The organism is Streptomyces lacrimifluminis (genome assembly GCF_014646095.1).
Classification (GTDB): domain Bacteria; phylum Actinomycetota; class Actinomycetes; order Streptomycetales; family Streptomycetaceae; genus Streptomyces; species Streptomyces lacrimifluminis.
The window spans coordinates 20,876-39,806 of the sequence record NZ_BMMU01000044.1; the positions used below are offsets into that span (position 1 = coordinate 20,876).

Here is an 18,931-nt window from a genome sequence, read left to right on the forward strand (position 1 = left end):
CCCGGATCGATCACACGGGCGATGTCCGTGCTTTCGGCGTCGTGAGGGGTGTTGTCGTGGCTGAGGTGGTGGCGCAGTTCCTGTCCCCCGCTGGGCGGCTGCTGGAGAAACCCGTGAGCCAGGTCCGGCAGGAGCGGCTGGAGGAACGGGCCGAGGTGTGGAGACCGACGCGGTACCGGGGCCGCCGGGCGATCGCCACCTGGTGGCGGCCGGCGGGGCAGGCCCGGCACGCGGGCTGCGCCACCCTCGGCGCCCTGGAGGCGGCACTGTCCTTGGAGTTCGATCCCCAGGTGGTGTCGTTCACCGGCTGGCCGCTGCGGCTGGCCTGGGCGGACAGCGCAGAGGGATACGTGCCGGACTTCTTCGCCCGGCTGGCCGACGGGCGCGCGCGGCTGCTGGTGTGCCAGACATCGGAGCGGGCCACGGGCTGCTGGGAGGAGACCTCGATGCTCTTGAAGGCGGCCGGCGAGCAGGCCGACTGGGAAGTGCGGGTGCATCCCGGCACGGATGACACGGCCGCCGCCGCGAATCGGCAGCGGCTGGCCCGCTACCGGCATGCGCGGCTGGCAGACGCGGACACCGCGCGCGTCCTGCACCAGGTGTTCGCCCGGCCGCGCCCGTTCACCGACGGAGTGAAGGCAAGCGCCCTGCCCGAACTGGCCACGGTGGCCCGCGCGTTGCACCTGGTCTGGAAGCGCGAGCTGCTCATCGACTGGAGCACCCCGTTCTTGCCGACCCGCTCCCTGGTGTGGTCGCCGCAGGAGGTGCGCTGATGGCGGTGCACGCACCGGCCCGGCCAGAGGTCATGACGGTGGGCAGCGCCGTGCACTGGCGCGGCGAGACGTATCTGGTGACGGCGCTGCAGGGCAGCAGCGTGCACCTGCTCAGCCATCATCCCGACGGCGAGGACGCCGTCGTGCTGCTGGACGCACTGCACCGCTGTCCCGGCTTCCGCGTGCTGGACGGATCGGATACGCCAGCGGGAGACGACGGCCCCGTCCCGCCATCGGCCCCCGCGCCCCGGCCCCTGGGCGGCGCAGACCTGCTGGACGGGCTGTCGGAGAAGGCCCGCCAGGAAGTCGACTTCTGGCTCGACCATGTGCTGGAAGTACACACGGGACTGCCCGGATTCGCCGTGCCGGGCACTGCTCCGCGCCCCTGCTACGACCCCGGGCGCACCACTCTGCGCGACCGGTATGAGACCAAGGCCGCCGAACTGCGCGCGGCGCATCACCCGGTGTCGGTGGCCACGGTGGAACGCAAGCGGCTGGCCTGGCTGGAGCAAGGCGTGTGGGGACTGGTCGACAAACGGCGGGTGCGCGGCCCAAGCCGGCACGGCCGTGTCGACGAACAGGTCGTCAAGCTTGTGCACAAGGTGCACAAGCGGCAGGAGAAGAAGTCCATCGGGACCAGGTCACGACTATTTGAGCTGCTCAGGAGGGCGTGCGTGCGGAAATTCAAGAAGAAGGCGCAGCAGTTGCTGCCGTCCAGGGCGACGTTCTACCGGCTGCTGGACCGGCTCGGGATCGTCTGCGGAAAGCAGGCCGCCGCCCGGCGCGGCGACGGCAGTCACCGCCCCGAGCCGCCGTTCACGCTGGCCATGGCCACGGCGCCGGGCGAGCAGGTGCAGATCGACACCACCTCGCTGGACATGCTGGGCGTGGACGAGACCGGACGCGTCGTCTCCTTGGAGTTGACCGCGGCCATCGACGTGGCCAGCCGGACGATCCTGGCCGCAGTCATCCGGCCCAAGTCCAGCGGCACCAAGACCGGTGCCACCTCCCGCCGTCACGGCGGGCGGGCCACCAAGGCGGTGGACGCCCTGTTCCTGCTGTCCGAGATGTGCACCCCGCAGCCGATGCGCCCGCACTGGTCGCTCAAGGCCGCCGCGAAGGGCTCCGATCTGCCCTACGCCCAGCTGGTGGAGGCCGACGAACGGATGGAGGGCGCGGCCGCCCGGCCGGTGATCATCCCAGAGATGATCATCATGGACAACGGCAAGGTGTTCGCCGGGCGGGCCTTCATGGACGCCTGCGCCCAGCTCGGCATCTCCGTGCGCCCGGCCTGCGCCTACTCCCCCACCCACAAGGCGATCATCGAGCGGACCTTCGGCTCGGTCAAAAGCCTCTTCAGCCAGTTCCTGCCCGGCTACACCGGCAAGGACCTCACCCACCGCGGCAAGCACGTCGCCAAAGAACGGCTGTGGCGCATCGACCAGATCAACGACTTCCTGCAGCAGTGGATCGCCCTGGGCTGGCAGCAGCGCCCGCACAGCGAACTGCGCAACCCGTTCCTGCCGTCCATGCCGCCGCGCACCCCCAACCAGATGTTCGCCGCCCACGTCGCCAGCAGCGGCTACGTCCCCCTCCGACTGAGCGCCGAGGACCGGCTGCGGCTGCTGCCCACCGCCTGGGTGCAGGTCACCGACAAGGGCATCCGCCTGAACAACCGCACCTACGACAGCCGCGCCCTGAACGGCTACCGCAACACCCGCTCGGGCTGGCCGGGCAAGGGCCAGCGGTGGCCGGTGCGCTACCACCCCCACCAGCCGGAGAAGGTCTGGCTCGAGGACCGCCGCAGCAACAAGTGGGCGGAGGCCGACTTTGTCTACCAGCGGCTGATCGGCGACGCCTGGAGCGAGCACGTCTGGGACCAGGCCACCGCCGCCCACCTCGACAAGGGCGGCCATACCCGGGACGAGACGGCCATCGCCCGGCTGGTGCGCTCCCTGCTGGAGCGCGCGGGCCGCGGCCCGTCCCGCACCGCCACGCCGCAGCCGGCTCCCGTCGAGCGCGGCATGCACGTCGGGCCGGCGCCCATGCAGGACCCCTACCGTGGCATCCCCACCCCCGCCTTCCACAACGTGGCCAGCCTGCCCGTCATGGACATCGACCCGCGCCAGCTGTGCGCGCCGGCCGTACGCCTCGCCCTGCCGGGCAGCTCGTCGGGCACGCCCCTGACGGGCGATGGCCGCAGCCACGACTCCGCACCCGCCGAACCGTCCTAGCTCCTTTTTCCGTCTGTGAGCGGTGGCCGGCGCGGATACCCCGCACCGGCCACCGTCGGCTGCCCCGAGGACGCTTGCCATGTCTTTGCCCGAAACTCCTGACGCCGCCGACCGGTTCCTGCCACCGACGACCCGCGCGGGCTGGCAAGCCCAGCTCGACCGGGTCATCGACCCGCCCGACCTGGCAGCCTTCCCACTCACCGAAGACCCCGTCGAACTCGACGATCCGCGGCTTCTCTACCACGCCACGATGCGCACCGTGCAGACTCCGGCGCTGAAGAAGGCGGTAGCCGTCGCACGGCGGCTGTGGCTGGTGGGCGGCCCCCGCAGCGAGGGACCGCTGCACCTGGCCGTGGACGGGCCGGGCGAAACCGGGATGACCACAGTGCTGCGGCAGATCGGCCGAACCTACGAGGGATTCGTCCGCGACCGGCTGCCCGCCGACCCCAAGCGGATCCCGGTCATCCACATCAACACCCCCCTGGCCCCGGGCGGCAAGCTGGACATGTCGGTTCCGTTCGCCGAGTTCCTGGGCCACAAGCACACCAAAGACCCCGAGAGCAGCCAGCGCAGCACCGACATGACCGGACCCGTCTGCCACGTCATGAAGACCCGCGGCACCCGCCTGGTCCTCGTCGACGGCATCGACCGGCTGGACAACTCCGAACTGAAGACGGCCTTCGACTACTTCGGCTACCTCTCCGCCGAATGCAACGTCTCCTTCGTCTACTGCGGGATCGGTGCCAGGGAGATCGTCAACGAGGCCCGCCGCGGCAGGCGGCCCGGCCCGCCCGACGGCGGCGCAGGCGGCATCCCCGCCCTGGCAGTCAATCCGATCCCCTACAGCACCGACGACTACGAGCTGTTCCACCAGGTCGTCAAGGCCCTCGACGAGGGCCTGTGCCTGCACCACCACCACCCCGGCGACCTGCTCAAGCTCGCCGCCCACCTGCACCGCCGTACCGGCGGCTACATGAAGGCGCTGTCCTACCTGGTCTGCCAGAGCGCACAGGAAGCCATCGAGACCGGCATCGAGGCGATCACCGAGGAACTGCTGGACAGCCAGCTGGTGGGCCGCTTCGGCGACGATCCGCTGCAGGCCTGGTGACGGAAACTCGGAACGCTGCCGTGGATACAGCGGCCCGCCGGTGTGGAAGCAGCCGGGCCGGCCGGACTGGGCTGCTCCTGCACCGGATGAACAGGCCGGGTGCCGAGGATGCGGCACCGGCCGTGCGGCTTGGTCAAAAGGGCGGCTCGGCATTGCGGTACGGGCTGGAGAGGGAGACCAGGAGCGAACAATGGAGCCTGCGCAGCAACGCCGTCTGCTCGTCCTGACGGGACCGGTCGAGCACCATCAGGCCGGGACCGACACGGTGAAATCCGGCGGCCTGTGCGAGGCGGCCAGCCGGCGAGTCCGTGCCGTCGACTTCGGTGGCGACCACCCGGCAGTCCCGGCCGAGGACGTCAAGGGCCTGGCGAGTGAGGATGGCGCCGAGCCCGAAGCCCCGCCACGCCGGGTCAAGTTCCACCTGGAGCAGGAGCAGCAGGTCGCCGTCCTGTCCAACGCCCAGCCGGTGAATCGGGCTGTGTGGGTTGTCGACGGCGTCGAAGGCGGCGGCCGCGGTGACGCCGACGCAGAGCACATCATCGGGGTCAAACACCTGGGGGTCCTGTCCCCAGACGGCCTTCGCCAGCACCAGTCGGCCAACCTGCCCCAACTCGCGTTCTGCATCTGTCTCCGCCCCGTCCGGCAGGCGGTGGTGCACGCCCACGTGCCAGTACTCGATGTTGTTCCCGGACCCCCAGGACGGCAGAGCGTCCAGGGTGCACCTGTAGTCCAGCATCAAGTGGTCCGGGGAGCCGGGAAGTTGCAGCGGGTCCAGAGGCCCGATCTGGCGAGCGGCGCCGCGGCTGGTCGGGGCCGGCTCCTTCACGGGCCGCACTCCGACATAGCTCAGCAGGCGCCACCTGTCCTCGTTGATCTCGATTTCGTGATCGTTGTAATCCCATTCCTCCGCGCTGTCCGCGTCGGTCAGCTGGAGCCGCACGGCGAAGTAGTGTGCGTGCTCCGCGGCCGGGATACCGACGGCGACTGCGGCCTCCATCAGTTGCTGCATGGCCTGGTCACGGCTGAAGTAGCCGAGTTCACCGTCCATTTTCAGGCCCTCGGCGACCAGGCAGGTCTCTTCCCTCACCGCCGGCGCGCCGCCGGCCTCCATATGCGGGTCGCACAGCGTGCGGTGCCGGTCGAGCCCAAGGCCGCATCCGGGCTGCCGGCACAGCCGGTGCACCCCGGAGCAGTAGCCGCGGCCCAGCCGGAAGCGCCGGGCACGCCGCGTGGTCTCGGCCAGGACGGTGCCCTCCTTGTCGTGGCCTTCCAGGCGCAGGGATGTGTCTTCCAGTTCACCGCCGGAGGAAGCCAGCAGGTCGGCCAGGGCGAGGAGGCTGTCGCGGGCCACCGGCACGCCCAGCAGGTTGGAGGTGTACGTCATGGTGCCGCCCTGGCAAGGATGGGCGGGCGCGTGCAGGGCCTCGTGGAGCAACTCCCACACGGACACAGCACGAGATGCGCCGGAGGCGGGGGCGGGCGGACAGGAGACAGGCAGGGCAGAGGCGTTCACGGGGACGGTCCTTTGCAGAGCGGGTGCGGGCATTCAGACGTGCTGCATGTCGACGCAGGGGCAGTGCGAGCACGGTTCGCCCTGCTCCGCCGGGCCGGGGTGGCACGACCAGTCGTGTCCGCAGGCGCACAGGATGCCGCCCTGGGCGGCGGAGAAGGAGCAGATGTTGCAGGCCGCGCTCTCCGGCTGGGGACTCTCGGAGGAAGAGGTCCGGAGCTGTTCGGGCAGGTGCTCGAGCAGTTCTCGCGGCAGGGCGGAGCGGCCCTGGTTGAGGATGATCTCGCACAGCTCGTGGTCGAGCCAGGCCTGGGCGGGATCGGCGGTGTTGGCGATCAGCCAGCTGCGGAAGCCAGCCGGCGCGTCGTCCAGGAGCGCCAGTTTCCCCCGGCCAGCAGTCTCCATCAGGTGAGTGAGGCGGGAGGCGAGTTCGCCACCGAGCTCGTGGCGGTCGGCGGCGGCCTTGCGTGCGTGCAACAGCACGCTGGTGCCGTGCGGCTGAATGGTCAACTCGTTGGGCAGAGCGGCACCGGATGCCCCGGCCGCGGGATCGGCGTGCCAGGGGCAGGGCACGGTCAGGCGGCTGGTGTACCACTCGGTGAACGTCATCGGGTCGGCGCTCTGGCTGCTCCATCCCCAGTCGACCACGCAGCCGCACGCCTGCCTCAGCGGCGTCCAGGCGATATGCGCCGCGCGCGCCCTGGCGCTTCGGCGCTGGCCGGCGTCGTGCAGTCCGCGCAGCTTGTGGCGCGGCTTGTTCTTCTTCGTACGTCCCATGGGATGCCCCCTGCTTCGTCACGGAGACGGCCGGGCCCGTTTGGCCGGCGGTGTCTCTCCTCCAGGGCAACGACCGATGAGACGAAGAGCAGTGGATGTGATCACCTCCTCGCTACTTCGTGTGATGGTCGAGCATTTACGCGATCCGGCGGGCAGGCATATGACGCCCTCCCCGGGCAGGCTCCGCCTGTGCTGTCGGGCAGGGGCGTCTGCGGGGTGATGACGTCTGGTCAACTCTCCGCCGTGACGCCGGGTTGACGCTCCGGGGACTCCTGCATCGCCTCCGGTGGATGTCTTCCCTCAGGTGCTTCGGGGCCGTGCGCCGGCAGCGGTGTCGCGGCGGCGGCCTTCCCTGTCAACGGTGTCGGCGTGAGGCCGCCCGGCCGGAAGGTCCCGCCCGGGGACGCAGGCCCGCTGATCATCCGTGCGGATGAGATGCGACGGCACCCGTCTCGTGCGGCGCGCGCTGTCCGTTGGTGCCAGGGCACTCGGCCATGCGGGCCGGGCGGAGGGAGATGTGCGCGGTGCGTCGGCGGTCTTTCATCATCGAGCGGCACGAATTCCAGGTCCAGGGCGACTGGGTGGGTCAGGTCTTCACCGGCGTGTTGACCTTGCTCGTGGGCTGCTCCGGCTCCGGCAAGTCGACGGGCTTTGAGTCGCTGCTGTACCCGCTGGGCCTCAACAGCGGGAAGATCATGCATGCGGTGCGGTCGTGCACCCAGGTCCGTCTGGTGTTCCGTGTCGGCGATACGCGGTGGCAGGCGACGCGGCCGGCGGTGCACCGCGGCGGCTATGTGTCCTTCGAGAACCTCAGCGACCCAGCCCTCGGCGAGGTGCGTCGGCCAGTCGCCCGCGGGCGCGGCGGCGAGCAAAGTGCCAGCGAGTTCGTCATGGAGTTGCTGGGGATCCCGATCCTGGGCAGCGGCGCGGGCCGGGTCGGACTGGCCGAGGTGGAGCGGTGGATGGCGCTGCGGCAGTCCACCATTGCCACCGCCTATCTGGGCGGAGGAAGCGACGCGGTCCGCCGGTTGACGGGGCGGGTGCTGCTGGGCCTGCACGACGAGCACATCGACGGACTCCAGCAGCGGTTCCAGGAGGCCAAGTCGGCCCACTCACAGGCGAAGGCGTCTGCCGCGGCGATGCGCGCAGCGCGCCGGGAAGCCGGGCTGCCCGGCCCGATGGACCTGGAGGCGACCGAGCAGCTGTGGAAGCAGGAGCACGCGGCCGCGGCCGAGCGGGCGAAGCAGGCCCAAGCGGAGCTGAGCAGGCATCAGCGGCACGTGGCCGAGCTGGACAAACAGCGCGACCAGGCAAGGTCGGCACACCAGTCGGCGCGCCGCCATACCGGCGCTGTGGAGGAGCGACTGCGGCAGGCCCTGCGCCATGAGGGGCGCCTGGAAGGCCGCTTGGAAGGGCTTAGGCAGCGGGCGTCCGTGCCGCAGCACTGTCCGCAGTGCATTCAGGTGCTGCAGGCGGATGGCCTTCCCGATGACCACTGCCGGGTGTGCAAACAGAAGGACGCGCTGCACGCGCAGCGGCTGGCGGACCAGGCGGCCCTCCTCGCGGCGGCGGAAGAGTCGCTCACCTCGGCCCGGCAGGCCTGCGGGCGGCTGGAAACCGAGCTGGCGCGGGCCAAGGAGACGGAAGACACGGCCCGGGAGACGGTACGGGCGGCAGAGCAGGTGATCGGCGACTTCACGCGTTCCACCCTTGACCCCTGCCGCGCGGCCGCCCTGACGCACGAGAAGGAGGCCGCTCACCTCGCCGGACGCCTGGAACAGCTCCAGGAGCGCATCAAGGAAGTCGGGATCCTGGCGGCGCTGGAGGCCGAGCGGGACCGGCTGCAGGAGGCCAGGGACCAGGCGCACCAGCTGTGGAAGGAGGCGGAGAAGAAGCTCGCCACTGAGCTCAAGCAACTGGTGGAACAGTGGTCACGGCACTTCCTCGCCCGGCTCCGGTCGGTCAACCCTGATGTGCGCCACGCCCACATCGACCCGGAGACATTCCTGCCCCATGTGGACGGGCTGGCCTTCGACGACCAGGCGGTGGCCGGCGGCCCGCAGACCCTGGCCAACCTCTGCGCCATGCTCAGCCTGCGCGATCTGGCGCGTTCCGTGCCGACGGTGCTGCTCCCGCTGTTCTTCATGATCGACTCGCCGCTAAGCGGTCTGGGCGGGCAGGGACTGGACGGACAGATGGCCCAGCGGCTCATGGAGCAGCTCGCCGATGCGGCCGCCGTCGCGGATGCGGACGGTACGCCGATGCAGATCATCGCCGCGGTCAACGACCCCCTGGCCCGCCCGCTGACCGGGGTGCGTGAGATCCGTCTGGACCGCAGCAGCCGCTACATTCCTGCCCAGCTGGATGCCGAGACGACCTGACCAGCGGGGAGAACCGGTCAGGAAGAGGCAGTGCGGCCGGCCGGCCCTTGACGCCCGTCGGCCGTCTCCTCGGTCAGCCATCGTGCTTGGCGGGTGTCGTAGTTGGGAGCCAGCAGGCACTGGACGCCGGTGACGTATTCGGCGGCCGTCTGTCCCTCGGGCGCGGCCAGGACACCGGCGTGGACGAGGTTGGCAGAGACGACCCGCATGACCGATACGGCCGGGCCGGACCAGCCTCCGAAGTCGGGAACGTCCACCGTGGGTGGGCTGCCCGATGCGCGCCAGGCGGCCTGCCGCAGCTGGCGGTTGCCACTGAAGGCGCGGTGCGCTGCGAGATCGGCCAGGACCCGTGCCGTGGTGCCCGCCTCCAGCTCCAGCCGTTCGTCCGTCCCGGGGGCCACGTCGGGCCCCAGCGCATGCAGGGCCTGCGGATCCAGCCGCAGCAGCAGATCCGCCATCGGCTGGGTGAGCATCGGATCGCGCAGCAGATCGGCCAGCAGGTAGCGCACCCGGTCTTGCAGGGGGGCCGGGATGTCCAGGTGGCAGTGGGCGGCGGCGGTGGCCAGCAGGCAGGTCTCCGGGTTCAGCCGCCGGTCGTCGTGGCGGTGCTCGAGCATGAGGCGCAGCTGGCGTTCTTCACCGGCCAGCAGGTGCAGTGCGCGAGCCGCCGGGGTGTCGCCGAGCCACCGGATGAACTGGGCGGGGCTGTCGACCAGTCGGCCGGCCTGGGCCATGCGGTACCAGGGTGCGACGGCATACATGCACCAGGGCACGAGCCCGATCATCTGCTCCAGCTGGGCGATGTCAGTACGCCGTCGGCGCAGCGCGATGGCGCAGATGCGGTAGTGCAGCTTTTGACGGGGCTCTTTGTCTCCGTAGCTGTGCAGGTCCTGCAGCTCGCAGAACAGCGCATCGATGGCATCCGTCAGGGGGTCTTCGAGATGGTCGGTGTGTTCCCGGGTGCTCCAGCGTTCGGAGAAGGTCAGGGCGTCGCGGTCGATGTCGGGCAGCAGGGGGATGTGAGTCTTGACCGGTTCGGGCAGCCGCATCGCCGTCGTGGAACTCGGTGGGAGGGGCCCGCCCAGGCGGGTGTGCAGAGCGTGCGCCATCTCGGCCCAGGCGGTGGCCTCGTCGGCTGCGCGCTGGGCCATCACTCGTTCCTGGCGCAGCTTGCGCCCCTTGGCGGCGCCCTGTTCGTTCAGGAGCGGGACTCCCGCGGCAAGGCGCTCGGTCAGCTCCTCCTGCAGAACGCGTTTCGCCTCGGCGGCCGGCACCTGGTCGCGGACGACCTCCACCGCCGGGGCGTGGCCGGCTTCCTCCAGTGCGCGTACCCAGCCGGCCACGGCCCGGGCGGCGGGTTGCTTCTTCAGCACGGCCTGGGTGAGAGACATCTGGGTTGGGGCGGGGATCTGGCCCAGGTATCGCTGGGTGTTGTCCCGGGGGTCGACCAGCGCGTAGATGGTCCGGGCGCCTTCGGCAGGGCGAGGAGATGGCACGGACGGTGATGGTAGAGGACGGGCACTGCAGGTGGGCCACCCGTCACCCGGGCGGGTGAGGGGCAGCCAGCGGCCAGTACGCCGCGGATCAGCAGCCCGCGTTCGCACTCATCCGGCAGAGGCCGTTCGCCGGCCGCCCCTCACGCTCGAGTAGTGGGCGTACTGCTCCTCGGTCAGGCGCTGTGCCGACCAGCCGCTGCAGAACGAGCACATGGGCCCGTTCCATTGCCAGAAGTCCTCCAGCTCCAGCAGTTGGGCAAGGGAGATCCGTTCCAGGCGAGGCCCCAGTGACCTCGCATGTTGGCAGGCGTCTCCTACTCCGTGGGAGCGGTTTGCGTAGCGGCCGTGCAGGTTCGACCCGTACACCCACACTCCGGCCAACGGCCCCAGCCGGCTGGGGTTTTCCCGGAAGGGGCCGACGTTGAAGGAATCGGCGGAGAAGGTGACCGCGTCGGCAAAAGCCTTCTGCAGTCCGAAGTGGAGGTCCTGGATCTGCTCGCCGAGCTCCCGCAGATCCGTTTCGCTCGTCACGTCAGTGACCAGGGCCAGTGCTGTTCGCTTGTCGCGGCTGTCCCACCCGGCCTGCTGACAGCGGCCCTGCAGATAGAGCAAGGAGTCCTCGGCGCGCACGCTCCCGATGGTCTCCAGCCAGCCCTCCCGGACCTGCGGCCGCCGGTCCGACGCAGCTGCTCCCCGCGCTGCCGGTTCCGGCTCCGGCTCCGGCTCCGGCTCCGGCTCCGGAACGACCGTGAGCGAGGCTGCTCGCGAACGGTAGGCCTGCGAGAGCTCGAGCAGTTCCTCGCGCCGCTGGGCCAGCAGGTCGCTCGCTTTCCGCAAGGCGGGATCCAGCAGGTAGACGCCTTCTCGGAAGTGAGTGAACCCGATGCTCTCCCACAACGCGGCGATCTTGCGCCGTGCTTGTTGCCGGTAGGACTCGGACACCTCCTCCCGGTCATCGTGCCATTCGGCCATGCCGGGTTCGGCGGCTACCGCACAGCAGCCGCCGGACAGGCGCCGGATTGCCTCGGCCGCAAGGACCGGACCGAGTCCGAAGCCGCGCCACGGTTTGTCCAGGAAGACCCGGTCGAGGATCAGCAGGTCACCGACCGGGCATTCGACGGCCTCGTCAAAGGCGTCCGTGTACTGCCCGGTCCGGGGGTCGAGAACGGTCGAGGCGATGGATTCCAGATCGCCCGACTCCGCGTCGGCGGCCTCCCACCGGTTGTCCGCGGTGTAATCCCGCAGCCGGCACAGGAGCAGGTAGCCGATCTCCGTGCCCTCCTCGATGGCCCGCTCGCAGGCCTCACTGCATCCCTGAGGGCACTCCTCTTCTTCTGCGTGGAAGAGGCGCACCGAGACGTGCCACTGCTCCAGGGTGTCCTCGAAGTCGTAGGGCTCGAGGGGATGGTCATGGGTGTAGACCAGGCGCAACCTGGCCGGGTCGCCGGGCAGTTCGCGTGCCGGACGGCGAGATGCAGTCATGTCTGGGGAGGGTAGCGGGCGGGTCTGACAGCCGTCGCGAAGTCGACCAAGGATGAAAGACCTGTGCCCGTCCGAAGCACCCGTGACACACGGCGCCCCGTGGGTGCTGCTCCGGCCTGTCGGGGATATTGATGCCGAAAAGGCCTTACGCAGACGTACCGAGCGGCTATGGTCTTGGACGGACCCGGGTTGCCGATCGCATCGACAACACCAGTCACCTTTCACTCTTACGCTGTCCGGAGATGCGGCTGCACCGCGCCTACCAACAACTTCCCCTGCCGTATGCGGTCGGCCCGTGGCCGGCCGCGGTCGTTGGAGTGCTCCTGTGACAGCACCATCGGTTTCCGCCGTGCCCCGCAGTTTTCTGTGCGAGCACGCGAGCAGCAAAAGCCGTGTCCTTGTCCTGCTGGCCCATGCGAACGGACCCGCCTGCGTGCAGGCCGTTTTCACCTGCCGGGACGCCCACGTGGCCCAGCACGCGGCCCGGCTGCTGTCGTCCGCCGCCCTCGACGGGGCCCTCACCGAGCAGCAGGAGATCACGGCGCGGAAGATCGCCACGGAGCTGCCGGACGCCCCGGCGGCGTCTTTTCGTCAGGCCCTGGAGCGCGCCCGTGCCGGCGTGTGGCCCAGCGCTGCTTCCGCGTTGTTCTCATGGCCTGCCGACGACCCGCTCGAGGGGCCGGTGGAGGACGAGCGCGAGCTTCCCGTCTCAGCCACCCGGTCGCCGAAGGATGCCCGGCTGGTCGACTTGCCGGGCCCGGTGGTCCGGGTGGTGCAACTGCGTGAGTTCCATGTGTACGACCAGGCCAAGATGCTCGCTGCTGCCGCGGCCGGCGGCTGGGAGCCGATGCCGGATGAGGAGTTGGGCGAGGACGATCCGCACGACCTCGTGGGCGCGGTGATGTTCGCTGCTGAGAGCACGGGAGAACTGCCCGGCATGGACTGGCTGACCGATGCCCAGGAAGGCCGACTCCTGCTGTCCGTACGGGAGGACGAGGTCGCCGACTGGTCGACCGAACCCGTCCGCATCAACTTCGGTACCGGCTGGCGGCTCCAGCAGGCCTCCAGCCCCTACGCCGATGACCTGCGGCACACCGGTGCCACTGCGGCTGTGCCTGAAGAGCCTCAGCCGGACTTCGCCGCGCTCTTCGCCCTGCCCGAGGTGTGCGGCTGCGAGGACGAAGACTGCCAGAAGTGCCACTGGACGTTCACACCGCGCACGGCCGATCTGCTGTTCAGCGCGCTGAAAGAGCTTGCCGAGGCAGCCTACGACGACGCCGCCGAGTTGGGTGAGCGTCCCGTCACCAAGGACGACGACGGTACATGGGGCTTCTTCTCACGTCTGCCGCAAGTGACGTGGCGTCAGAGCATGCAGTGGCGCCGCAATCTCGCCCGGGCCTGCGACGATCTGGCAGGCGAGCTCCGGCGCGGCACCTGTCCCCAGCCCACCTGCGCGGCCGAGGAAATGGTCCTGCATCTCGCCCTCGACGACGCCCCCGCCCATCTGGAAGCCGGCGACAGCGCGCACGCGGCGCTGCCCACGCACCGTGACGACTACGACTTCGACGCCTGCTCGGATTTCTTCTTCCAGGACCACGACGTGCTGTGGCTGTACGACAACAAGTACAACTCCCCTGACGCAGACCGCGCCGGGGCCTCCCCCGTCCCGCCCGTCCTGCAGCCGGACAACTGGTTCGAGGGCTTCCTCAACGTCCCTGCGCGCTCTACCGAGCGCGGGCACCGCCGCTGAGCCGCGTCGCCCCGGCCCGGCCCGGCCCGTGAGCCGATCCCGTCCTCCTTGCATGCGCCTCGCGCATCTGCCCAACCATCGCGAGCCGTCACCCAGATCTGCAACAGAGAGCACCTGGTATGAACGTGAGTACGCAGCCCGTGTGGGCTGAAGAAAAGATCGCGGGCAACAAGGTCCGCCAACTGCTGGTTCCCGGCAGCACCTTGGAGGTCACCGACGAGGACGGGGTGCTGCGGGTTTCCAACGTGTACGGCAACTGGCCCGCCGTGCGCACCGCAGCGGACGACGTCGACGAGCTGACGGCCGTGCTGCCCAGCCGGTCCGGCCACGAGGTGCGCTGGCAGGGCAGCCGCGCCTGTACGCCGCAGACGGTGGTGGAGTCGTACCGGAATGCGATCGGTTTCCGTCCGTACGGTGAGCCGCACAGCCTGCGCCGCCCGCAGATCGGCGCCCTGCACGCGGTGATGGGGCACTGGGCCTCGGGCCTTGGCGACCCGGGCATCGTGGTCATGCCCACCGGCACCGGCAAGACCGAGACCATGCTGGCGCTGCTGGTGGCCGCGCGGATGGAGCGGCTGCTCGTACTGGTGCCCAGTGCGGCTTTGCGGGACCAGATCGCGGGGAAGTTCGAGACACTCGGCATCCTGCAGCAGGAGCAGATCGTGAAAGCCGGCGCCTTGCGGCCGCGGGTGGGCCGGTTCGAGCACGGGTTCAAGGACCCTGACGAAGCAGCTAGGTTCGTCGCGGCCTGCAATGTCGTCGTCGCCACCCCGCAGATCCTCAGCAGGAGCGTGGGGAACGTACGGATGGCACTGCTTTCGTCGTTCTCCCACCTGATCGTGGACGAGGCGCACCACTCCCCCGCGGATACGTGGGCGAGGGTGGTCGACGGCTTCTCCGACCGGCCGGTGCTGTTGTTCACCGCCACCCCGTTCCGGGAGGACGGCCGCAGACTGCCCGGCCGTACCGTGTTCCGTTTCCCTCTGCGGGAGGCCCAGCGGCTGGAGTACTTCACGCACATCAACTACCGGGCGGTGTTCGGTGTCGAGGACGTCGACCGGGAGCTGGCCGAACTGGCTGTTGGTCAGTTGCGCGCCGATCTGGAAGCCGGGCACGACCACTTGCTGATGGCACGGGCCGAGAGCATTCCGAAGGCGGAAGGACTCGGCCTGCTCTACCGGGAGTTGGCGCCCGGCTTCAATCCCACCGTGGTGCACCAGGACGTGGGCATCACGCGCCGCAAAGCGGCCGTGACCGCGCTGCGGGAGCGTGAGTGCCGCATCATCATCTGCGTCGACATGCTCGGTGAGGGGTTCGACGAGCCCGCCCTGAAGATCGCGGCCATGCATGCGGCCCGCAAAAGCCTGAGCCCGATGATCCAGTTCGTCGGCCGGTTCACACGGGCCGCGGACGGACTGGGCGAGGCCACCGTGTTCGTCGCGCAGGAACCGACCGCCGGCGCCTCACCGCTGCGCCGCCTGTTGCGCGAGGACGCCGACTGGAATCACCTACTGCGCGACCTCACCGACCGCGCCACCCTGGCCGCCGAGGAGACCAGCGCCTTCGACACCAGCTTCACCGGTGCGCCCGACGAGGTGGCGGTCGGCGTGCTACAGCCGAAGATGAGCGCGGTCGCCTACCGCGCGGCCACCGCCGAATGGCGGCCCGAGGCCGCCCTCACGCTCTGCAAGGACAATGAGCGTGTTCTGGACGACGCCATGGCCCTGGGCGGCGAGGACTCCCCCGTCGCCTGGTACGTCATCGAACGGCGCACTTCCGTGCGCTGGGGCGCACCGCAGGAGCTGGAACAGGTCGTCTACGAACTGATCGTGCTCTACTTCGACACCACCAGGCGGCTGCTGTACATCCACGGCTCGGAGAAGTCGAGCACCTACAAAGACCTGGCCGAGGCGGTGCTGGGCGAGGGCAGTGAGCTGATCAACGGGGCGCGCACCTACCGGGTGTTGGCCGGTCTGGACCGGCTGGTGCCGACCAACGTCGGGCTCAAGGACGCGCGGGACTATTTCACCCGTTTTTCTCTGCATGTCGGCAGTGACGTCTCTCAGGGCTTCACCACCGCCCAGGAGCACAAGACCCAGACCCACATCGCCACATCCGGTTTCGACGACGGCGAAAGCGTCTCGATCAGTGCCGCGGCCTCGGGCCGGTTCTGGTCCCCCACCACCGCCCCGAGCCTGAAGGCCTGGACCGACTGGTGCGACCGGCAGGGCACCAAACTGCTGGACAGCACCATCAACCTCGAGCGGGTCTTCGACGGGTTCATCATCCCCGAGGACATCACCGCCCGGCCGCCGTACGCGCTGCTGGGCGTTCAGTGGCCCTGGCAGGTCTACCTTGGCTCCCGTGACCGGTACACCCTCACTTACGACGACCGCAGTTACTCGCTCACCGACGTCGACTTCGAGGTCGACGACTACTCCCCCACCGGCCCGTTCCTGTTCTCTCTGACGACCCCCGCCTGGCGCGTGGCCTACCAGGCGGACTACGACACCAAGGGCCTGGTCTACCGTCCCCGCGAGCAGGACGCCGTCATCGTGGGCAGCGGTCCGACTGCCGAGCCGCAGCCGCTGGAGGAGTGGCTCAACGCGCACCGGCCCGACCTGTTCCTGGAGGGCGACCGCCTCATCGACGACGAGGGCAAACTCATCGCCCCGCGCTACACCCGCCGCCCCTACGACCCGTCCCTGCTCACGCCGCTGGAGTGGCAGGGCGTGGACTTCAGCAAGGAGTCGCAGAGGGCGGAGCGCCGCACCGACTCCATCCAGTACTACATGTCGGCCCACCTGCAGGCCACCGGCTCCTTCGATGTCCTCCTCGACGACGACGGCTCCGGCGAGGCGGCCGACCTGGTCGGACTCAAGGTCGACGGCCGCTACCTGGATGTGACGCTCGTGCACTGCAAGTACTCCTCCAAGCCCGCTCCCGGCACACGGGTCGGCGACCTGTACGAGGTGTGCGGCCAGGCCATGCGCAGCGCCAAGTGGCGGCGCCAGAACGCCCTGCCCCTGCTGGATCATCTCCACAGCCGGGCCGTGCAGTACGCCCGGCGCAACGGCAGTATCTCGCCCTACGAAGTCGGAGGGTCCAGGGAGCTGTTCACCATCCGGGATCAGGCCCGCCTGCTGCGGCCCCGCTTCCACACGGTCATCGTCCAGCCCGGCCTTCAGGTCCGTAAGGCCACCGACGAGCAACTCCTGCTGCTCGCGGGCGCGGAGAAGTTCGTCCGGGACACCAGCGCGGGCGACTTCACCGTCTACTGCAGCCGGTAGCTACACGGATGAGACGCGCAACCAGGCAGTCGCAGGCACTGTGGGTCCCAGGCGGGGCATGCCGGCCGTGGTCCGTCAGATGCAGGCGGGGACCAGGGGCAGAGTTCGGACATCGTCTCTTTCTAGGACGTCTGCCGGTTTGCCCTGCAGGATGGCTTCTTGTTCGCAGAGCCTGAGCGTGGATCGGGCTGAGGGTGAGGGGGATGAGGGTGAGTCACACACCGCAGGGGACGGTTGCGTTACCCCGCAGGATGAGGCATCTCGAGGTCGATCGCCGCGGCTATCCGGTGATTGCGACGGTGGAACGCAGTCTGGAGGAGGTGAACTTCGGGGGCATCAGCGAGCGGCGGAAGCTGGCGCTGGCCGCGTTCGACTGGTGTGCGGTGTGCGGCATGCCCTTCGCGGACGAGTTGCGCTGGCAGATGGTCTTCCGCGACGGGCCGTTGCCGACTGCCATCGTCAGCGGGGAGGCACCGGTGCACGAGGTGTGCGCGCTGTATGCGGCGCAGGTGTGCCCCTATTTGTTCTCCCCTCGCTCGCGTCTGGGGGACGAGATGCGCAAGGGAGTGGTGCGCGATCCCGTGGTGCGGTTCGTGGGCTTCGAGTCCACCAGTGCGGTAGCCGCTCACGAGTCGCAGCTGCAGATCGGCATCTACACCCTGCACTTCGAGCACCGGGGCCAGACAGACGAGTTCTCCTACCGCACTCCGGACGAAATCCGGGGGCGGTTCGCCGAAGCCCTGGAACGGGAGAAGGACCTCCCGGTCAGCGATCCGGAAGGCGAGCTCATCCGGCTGTTCAACCGGCTGGATGAGGAAGGCGAGGTGGCTGGTGCGGCGCTGGCGGCAGGAGCCGCCTTCGCCAAGGACATCTTCGAGGTGCAGGGATTCGCCCCGTACCGCGGCAAGAGCTACCCGGCCGTCGCCGGTCTGATGCTGAAGGGCACCGCGCAGGAAATCCGCGAGTTCTCCGACGGTTCCGGCGACGAGGCATACCGTGCCATCGGCCCCTGGGTACTCGAGCGCGCTGGCCAGTTCCCCACCGCGCTACAACGCTGGCGGGCCCGTGGACAGAGTATGGTCCGCCGCCCCGGTCCTTCGGCACCGCAGGGACCCGGACGCAGTGTGGCCAAGAACGCGCCCTGCCCCTGCGGATCAGGCCGCAAGGCCCGCCGCTGCCACCCCTCTGGCATTGCCGGCTGACAACGCCTCACGCAGCTTCCCGGCTGGACAGTCCGCCGCAGGCTGGCTGGTCACACCGGTCGGTACTGCCCTGCCTGTCTCGGTGTCCCCCTTCTGCCGCACGACGGCGTTCCGCGCAGGCCAGCAAGTCGTTATAGGAAGACCAGCTCAGGACGAAGGACGGAGAGGACTGCGATGTCGTACGGCGGAGGCCCGAACTGGCCGATGATCCGTGCCAAGCAGCGTGCCGAGAGCGAGGCGGACAATGCTCGTCGTCGCCGCGCGGAGCTGCGGGCGTCGGCATCCAAGTGGCAGGCGAAGTTTGAGGCGCTGTCTGATCGCGTGCGGGAAGCGGCGGATCGTGTCGGCGGGGAGCACCGGCAGGAAGAGGGCTGCTTGTGCCGCTCCTGCTGGGATGCCGTGATCACCGAGATCGTTGAGGAGTCGACGGCCGGTGGGCCGACCGTCGGGCATTCCGGCGATTCCGCGGGCTCGTTCTCCTTCGGCGACCTGTTCGGGCCCCCCACACCACCGGGGCGCGGCTGACGAGTGCGAGTGGGCGCCACCGGGGTAAGCGCTGTCCCGTCGTGTGCCCACCTCCTCCAAGCTGGGCGTGATGTCGACGGCAAACGGCTTGGTGTCACCGTCTGCGCCTCCTGCCGACCTCGGCCGTTCACCAGCAGGCGCATGGCACACCATCCGGACAGCGAAGCATGAAGAAGCCGCTGTCCTAGCCCGCCTGACTGCACAGCCGCCCCGCGGTGGCGAGATCACCGGTTGGCAAAACGTGCGTGTTGCGGGTCCCTGGCCTGGGAGAATGGATGTATGTCGCGTGCTTCCTCAGGATCTGCGGACGATGCCCAACTCCCCTTGCAGGCCAGGGAGCGTCTTACTGATCGTTTCAGAATGAGTTGAGTCGCGGGTCTTGTGCTCGACGATCTTGGTCGGC

12 protein-coding genes are annotated in these 18,931 nt (G+C 69.4%); 8 read left to right on the plus strand and 4 right to left on the minus strand.

Features of this window, described 5'->3' with window-relative positions:
* The first annotated feature begins 56 nt into the window (after positions 1-56).
* From IEY89_RS36655 to IEY89_RS36665, 3 genes are all read left to right on the plus strand, one after another.
* The gene (locus tag IEY89_RS36655; RefSeq protein WP_189151875.1) at positions 57-773 is read left to right on the plus strand and encodes a hypothetical protein; all 717 of its coding nucleotides are present in this window, start codon (positions 57-59) and stop codon (positions 771-773) included.
* Entirely contained in the window at positions 773-3,007 is a 2,235-nt protein-coding gene (locus IEY89_RS36660) for a TnsB C-terminal domain-containing protein (RefSeq protein ID WP_189151876.1), read from the plus strand. The genes IEY89_RS36655 and IEY89_RS36660 overlap by 1 nt, the downstream gene beginning before the upstream one ends.
* A gap of 79 nt (positions 3,008-3,086) precedes the next feature.
* A complete protein-coding gene (locus IEY89_RS36665) occupies positions 3,087-4,115 on the plus strand; it encodes an AAA family ATPase (RefSeq protein WP_189151877.1) in 1,029 nt (342 codons plus the stop codon).
* A 133-nt stretch (positions 4,116-4,248) separates the two neighbouring features.
* On the opposite strand, the gene IEY89_RS36670 is transcribed toward IEY89_RS36665, so the two are convergent.
* Both IEY89_RS36670 and IEY89_RS36675 read right to left on the minus strand, forming a co-directional pair.
* Positions 4,249-5,628 carry a GNAT family N-acetyltransferase gene (locus tag IEY89_RS36670; protein ID WP_189151878.1) on the minus strand — a complete coding sequence of 460 codons (1,380 nt, stop codon included), beginning with the start codon at positions 5,626-5,628 and terminating at the stop codon, positions 4,249-4,251.
* A gap of 33 nt (positions 5,629-5,661) precedes the next feature.
* Positions 5,662-6,402 carry a hypothetical protein gene (locus IEY89_RS36675; protein ID WP_189151879.1) on the minus strand — a complete coding sequence of 247 codons (741 nt, stop codon included), beginning with the start codon at positions 6,400-6,402 and terminating at the stop codon, positions 5,662-5,664.
* Positions 6,403-6,896: 494 nt separating this feature from the next.
* Between IEY89_RS36675 and IEY89_RS36680 the strand changes: the two genes are divergently transcribed.
* Complete coding sequence (locus IEY89_RS36680; RefSeq protein WP_189151880.1) at positions 6,897-8,783, plus strand: hypothetical protein; 1,887 nt, start codon at positions 6,897-6,899, stop codon at positions 8,781-8,783.
* 17 nt (positions 8,784-8,800) lie between these two features.
* Here IEY89_RS36680 and IEY89_RS36685 read toward each other — a convergent pair whose 3' ends face one another.
* The gene (locus IEY89_RS36685) at positions 8,801-10,279 is read right to left on the minus strand and encodes a hypothetical protein (RefSeq protein WP_189151881.1); all 1,479 of its coding nucleotides are present in this window, start codon (positions 10,277-10,279) and stop codon (positions 8,801-8,803) included.
* A gap of 108 nt (positions 10,280-10,387) precedes the next feature.
* The gene (locus tag IEY89_RS36690) at positions 10,388-11,761 is read right to left on the minus strand and encodes a hypothetical protein (protein ID WP_189151882.1); all 1,374 of its coding nucleotides are present in this window, start codon (positions 11,759-11,761) and stop codon (positions 10,388-10,390) included.
* A gap of 433 nt (positions 11,762-12,194) precedes the next feature.
* Between IEY89_RS36690 and IEY89_RS36695 the strand changes: the two genes are divergently transcribed.
* The 4 genes from IEY89_RS36695 (at position 12,195) to IEY89_RS36710 (ending at position 18,528) form a co-directional block, all read left to right on the plus strand.
* Positions 12,195-13,511 carry a hypothetical protein gene (locus tag IEY89_RS36695; RefSeq protein WP_189151883.1) on the plus strand — a complete coding sequence of 439 codons (1,317 nt, stop codon included), beginning with the start codon at positions 12,195-12,197 and terminating at the stop codon, positions 13,509-13,511.
* Positions 13,512-13,630: 119 nt separating this feature from the next.
* On the plus strand, positions 13,631-16,801 hold the full coding sequence (locus IEY89_RS36700; RefSeq protein WP_189151884.1) for a DEAD/DEAH box helicase: 3,171 nt from the start codon (positions 13,631-13,633) through the stop codon (positions 16,799-16,801).
* Between the two features lie 251 nt (positions 16,802-17,052).
* Entirely contained in the window at positions 17,053-18,003 is a 951-nt protein-coding gene (locus IEY89_RS36705) for an SEC-C metal-binding domain-containing protein (protein WP_189151885.1), read from the plus strand.
* A 174-nt stretch (positions 18,004-18,177) separates the two neighbouring features.
* Positions 18,178-18,528, plus strand: coding sequence for a hypothetical protein (locus IEY89_RS36710; RefSeq protein ID WP_189151886.1), 351 nt, complete (start codon positions 18,178-18,180; stop codon positions 18,526-18,528).
* Positions 18,529-18,931: the final 403 nt, after the last annotated feature.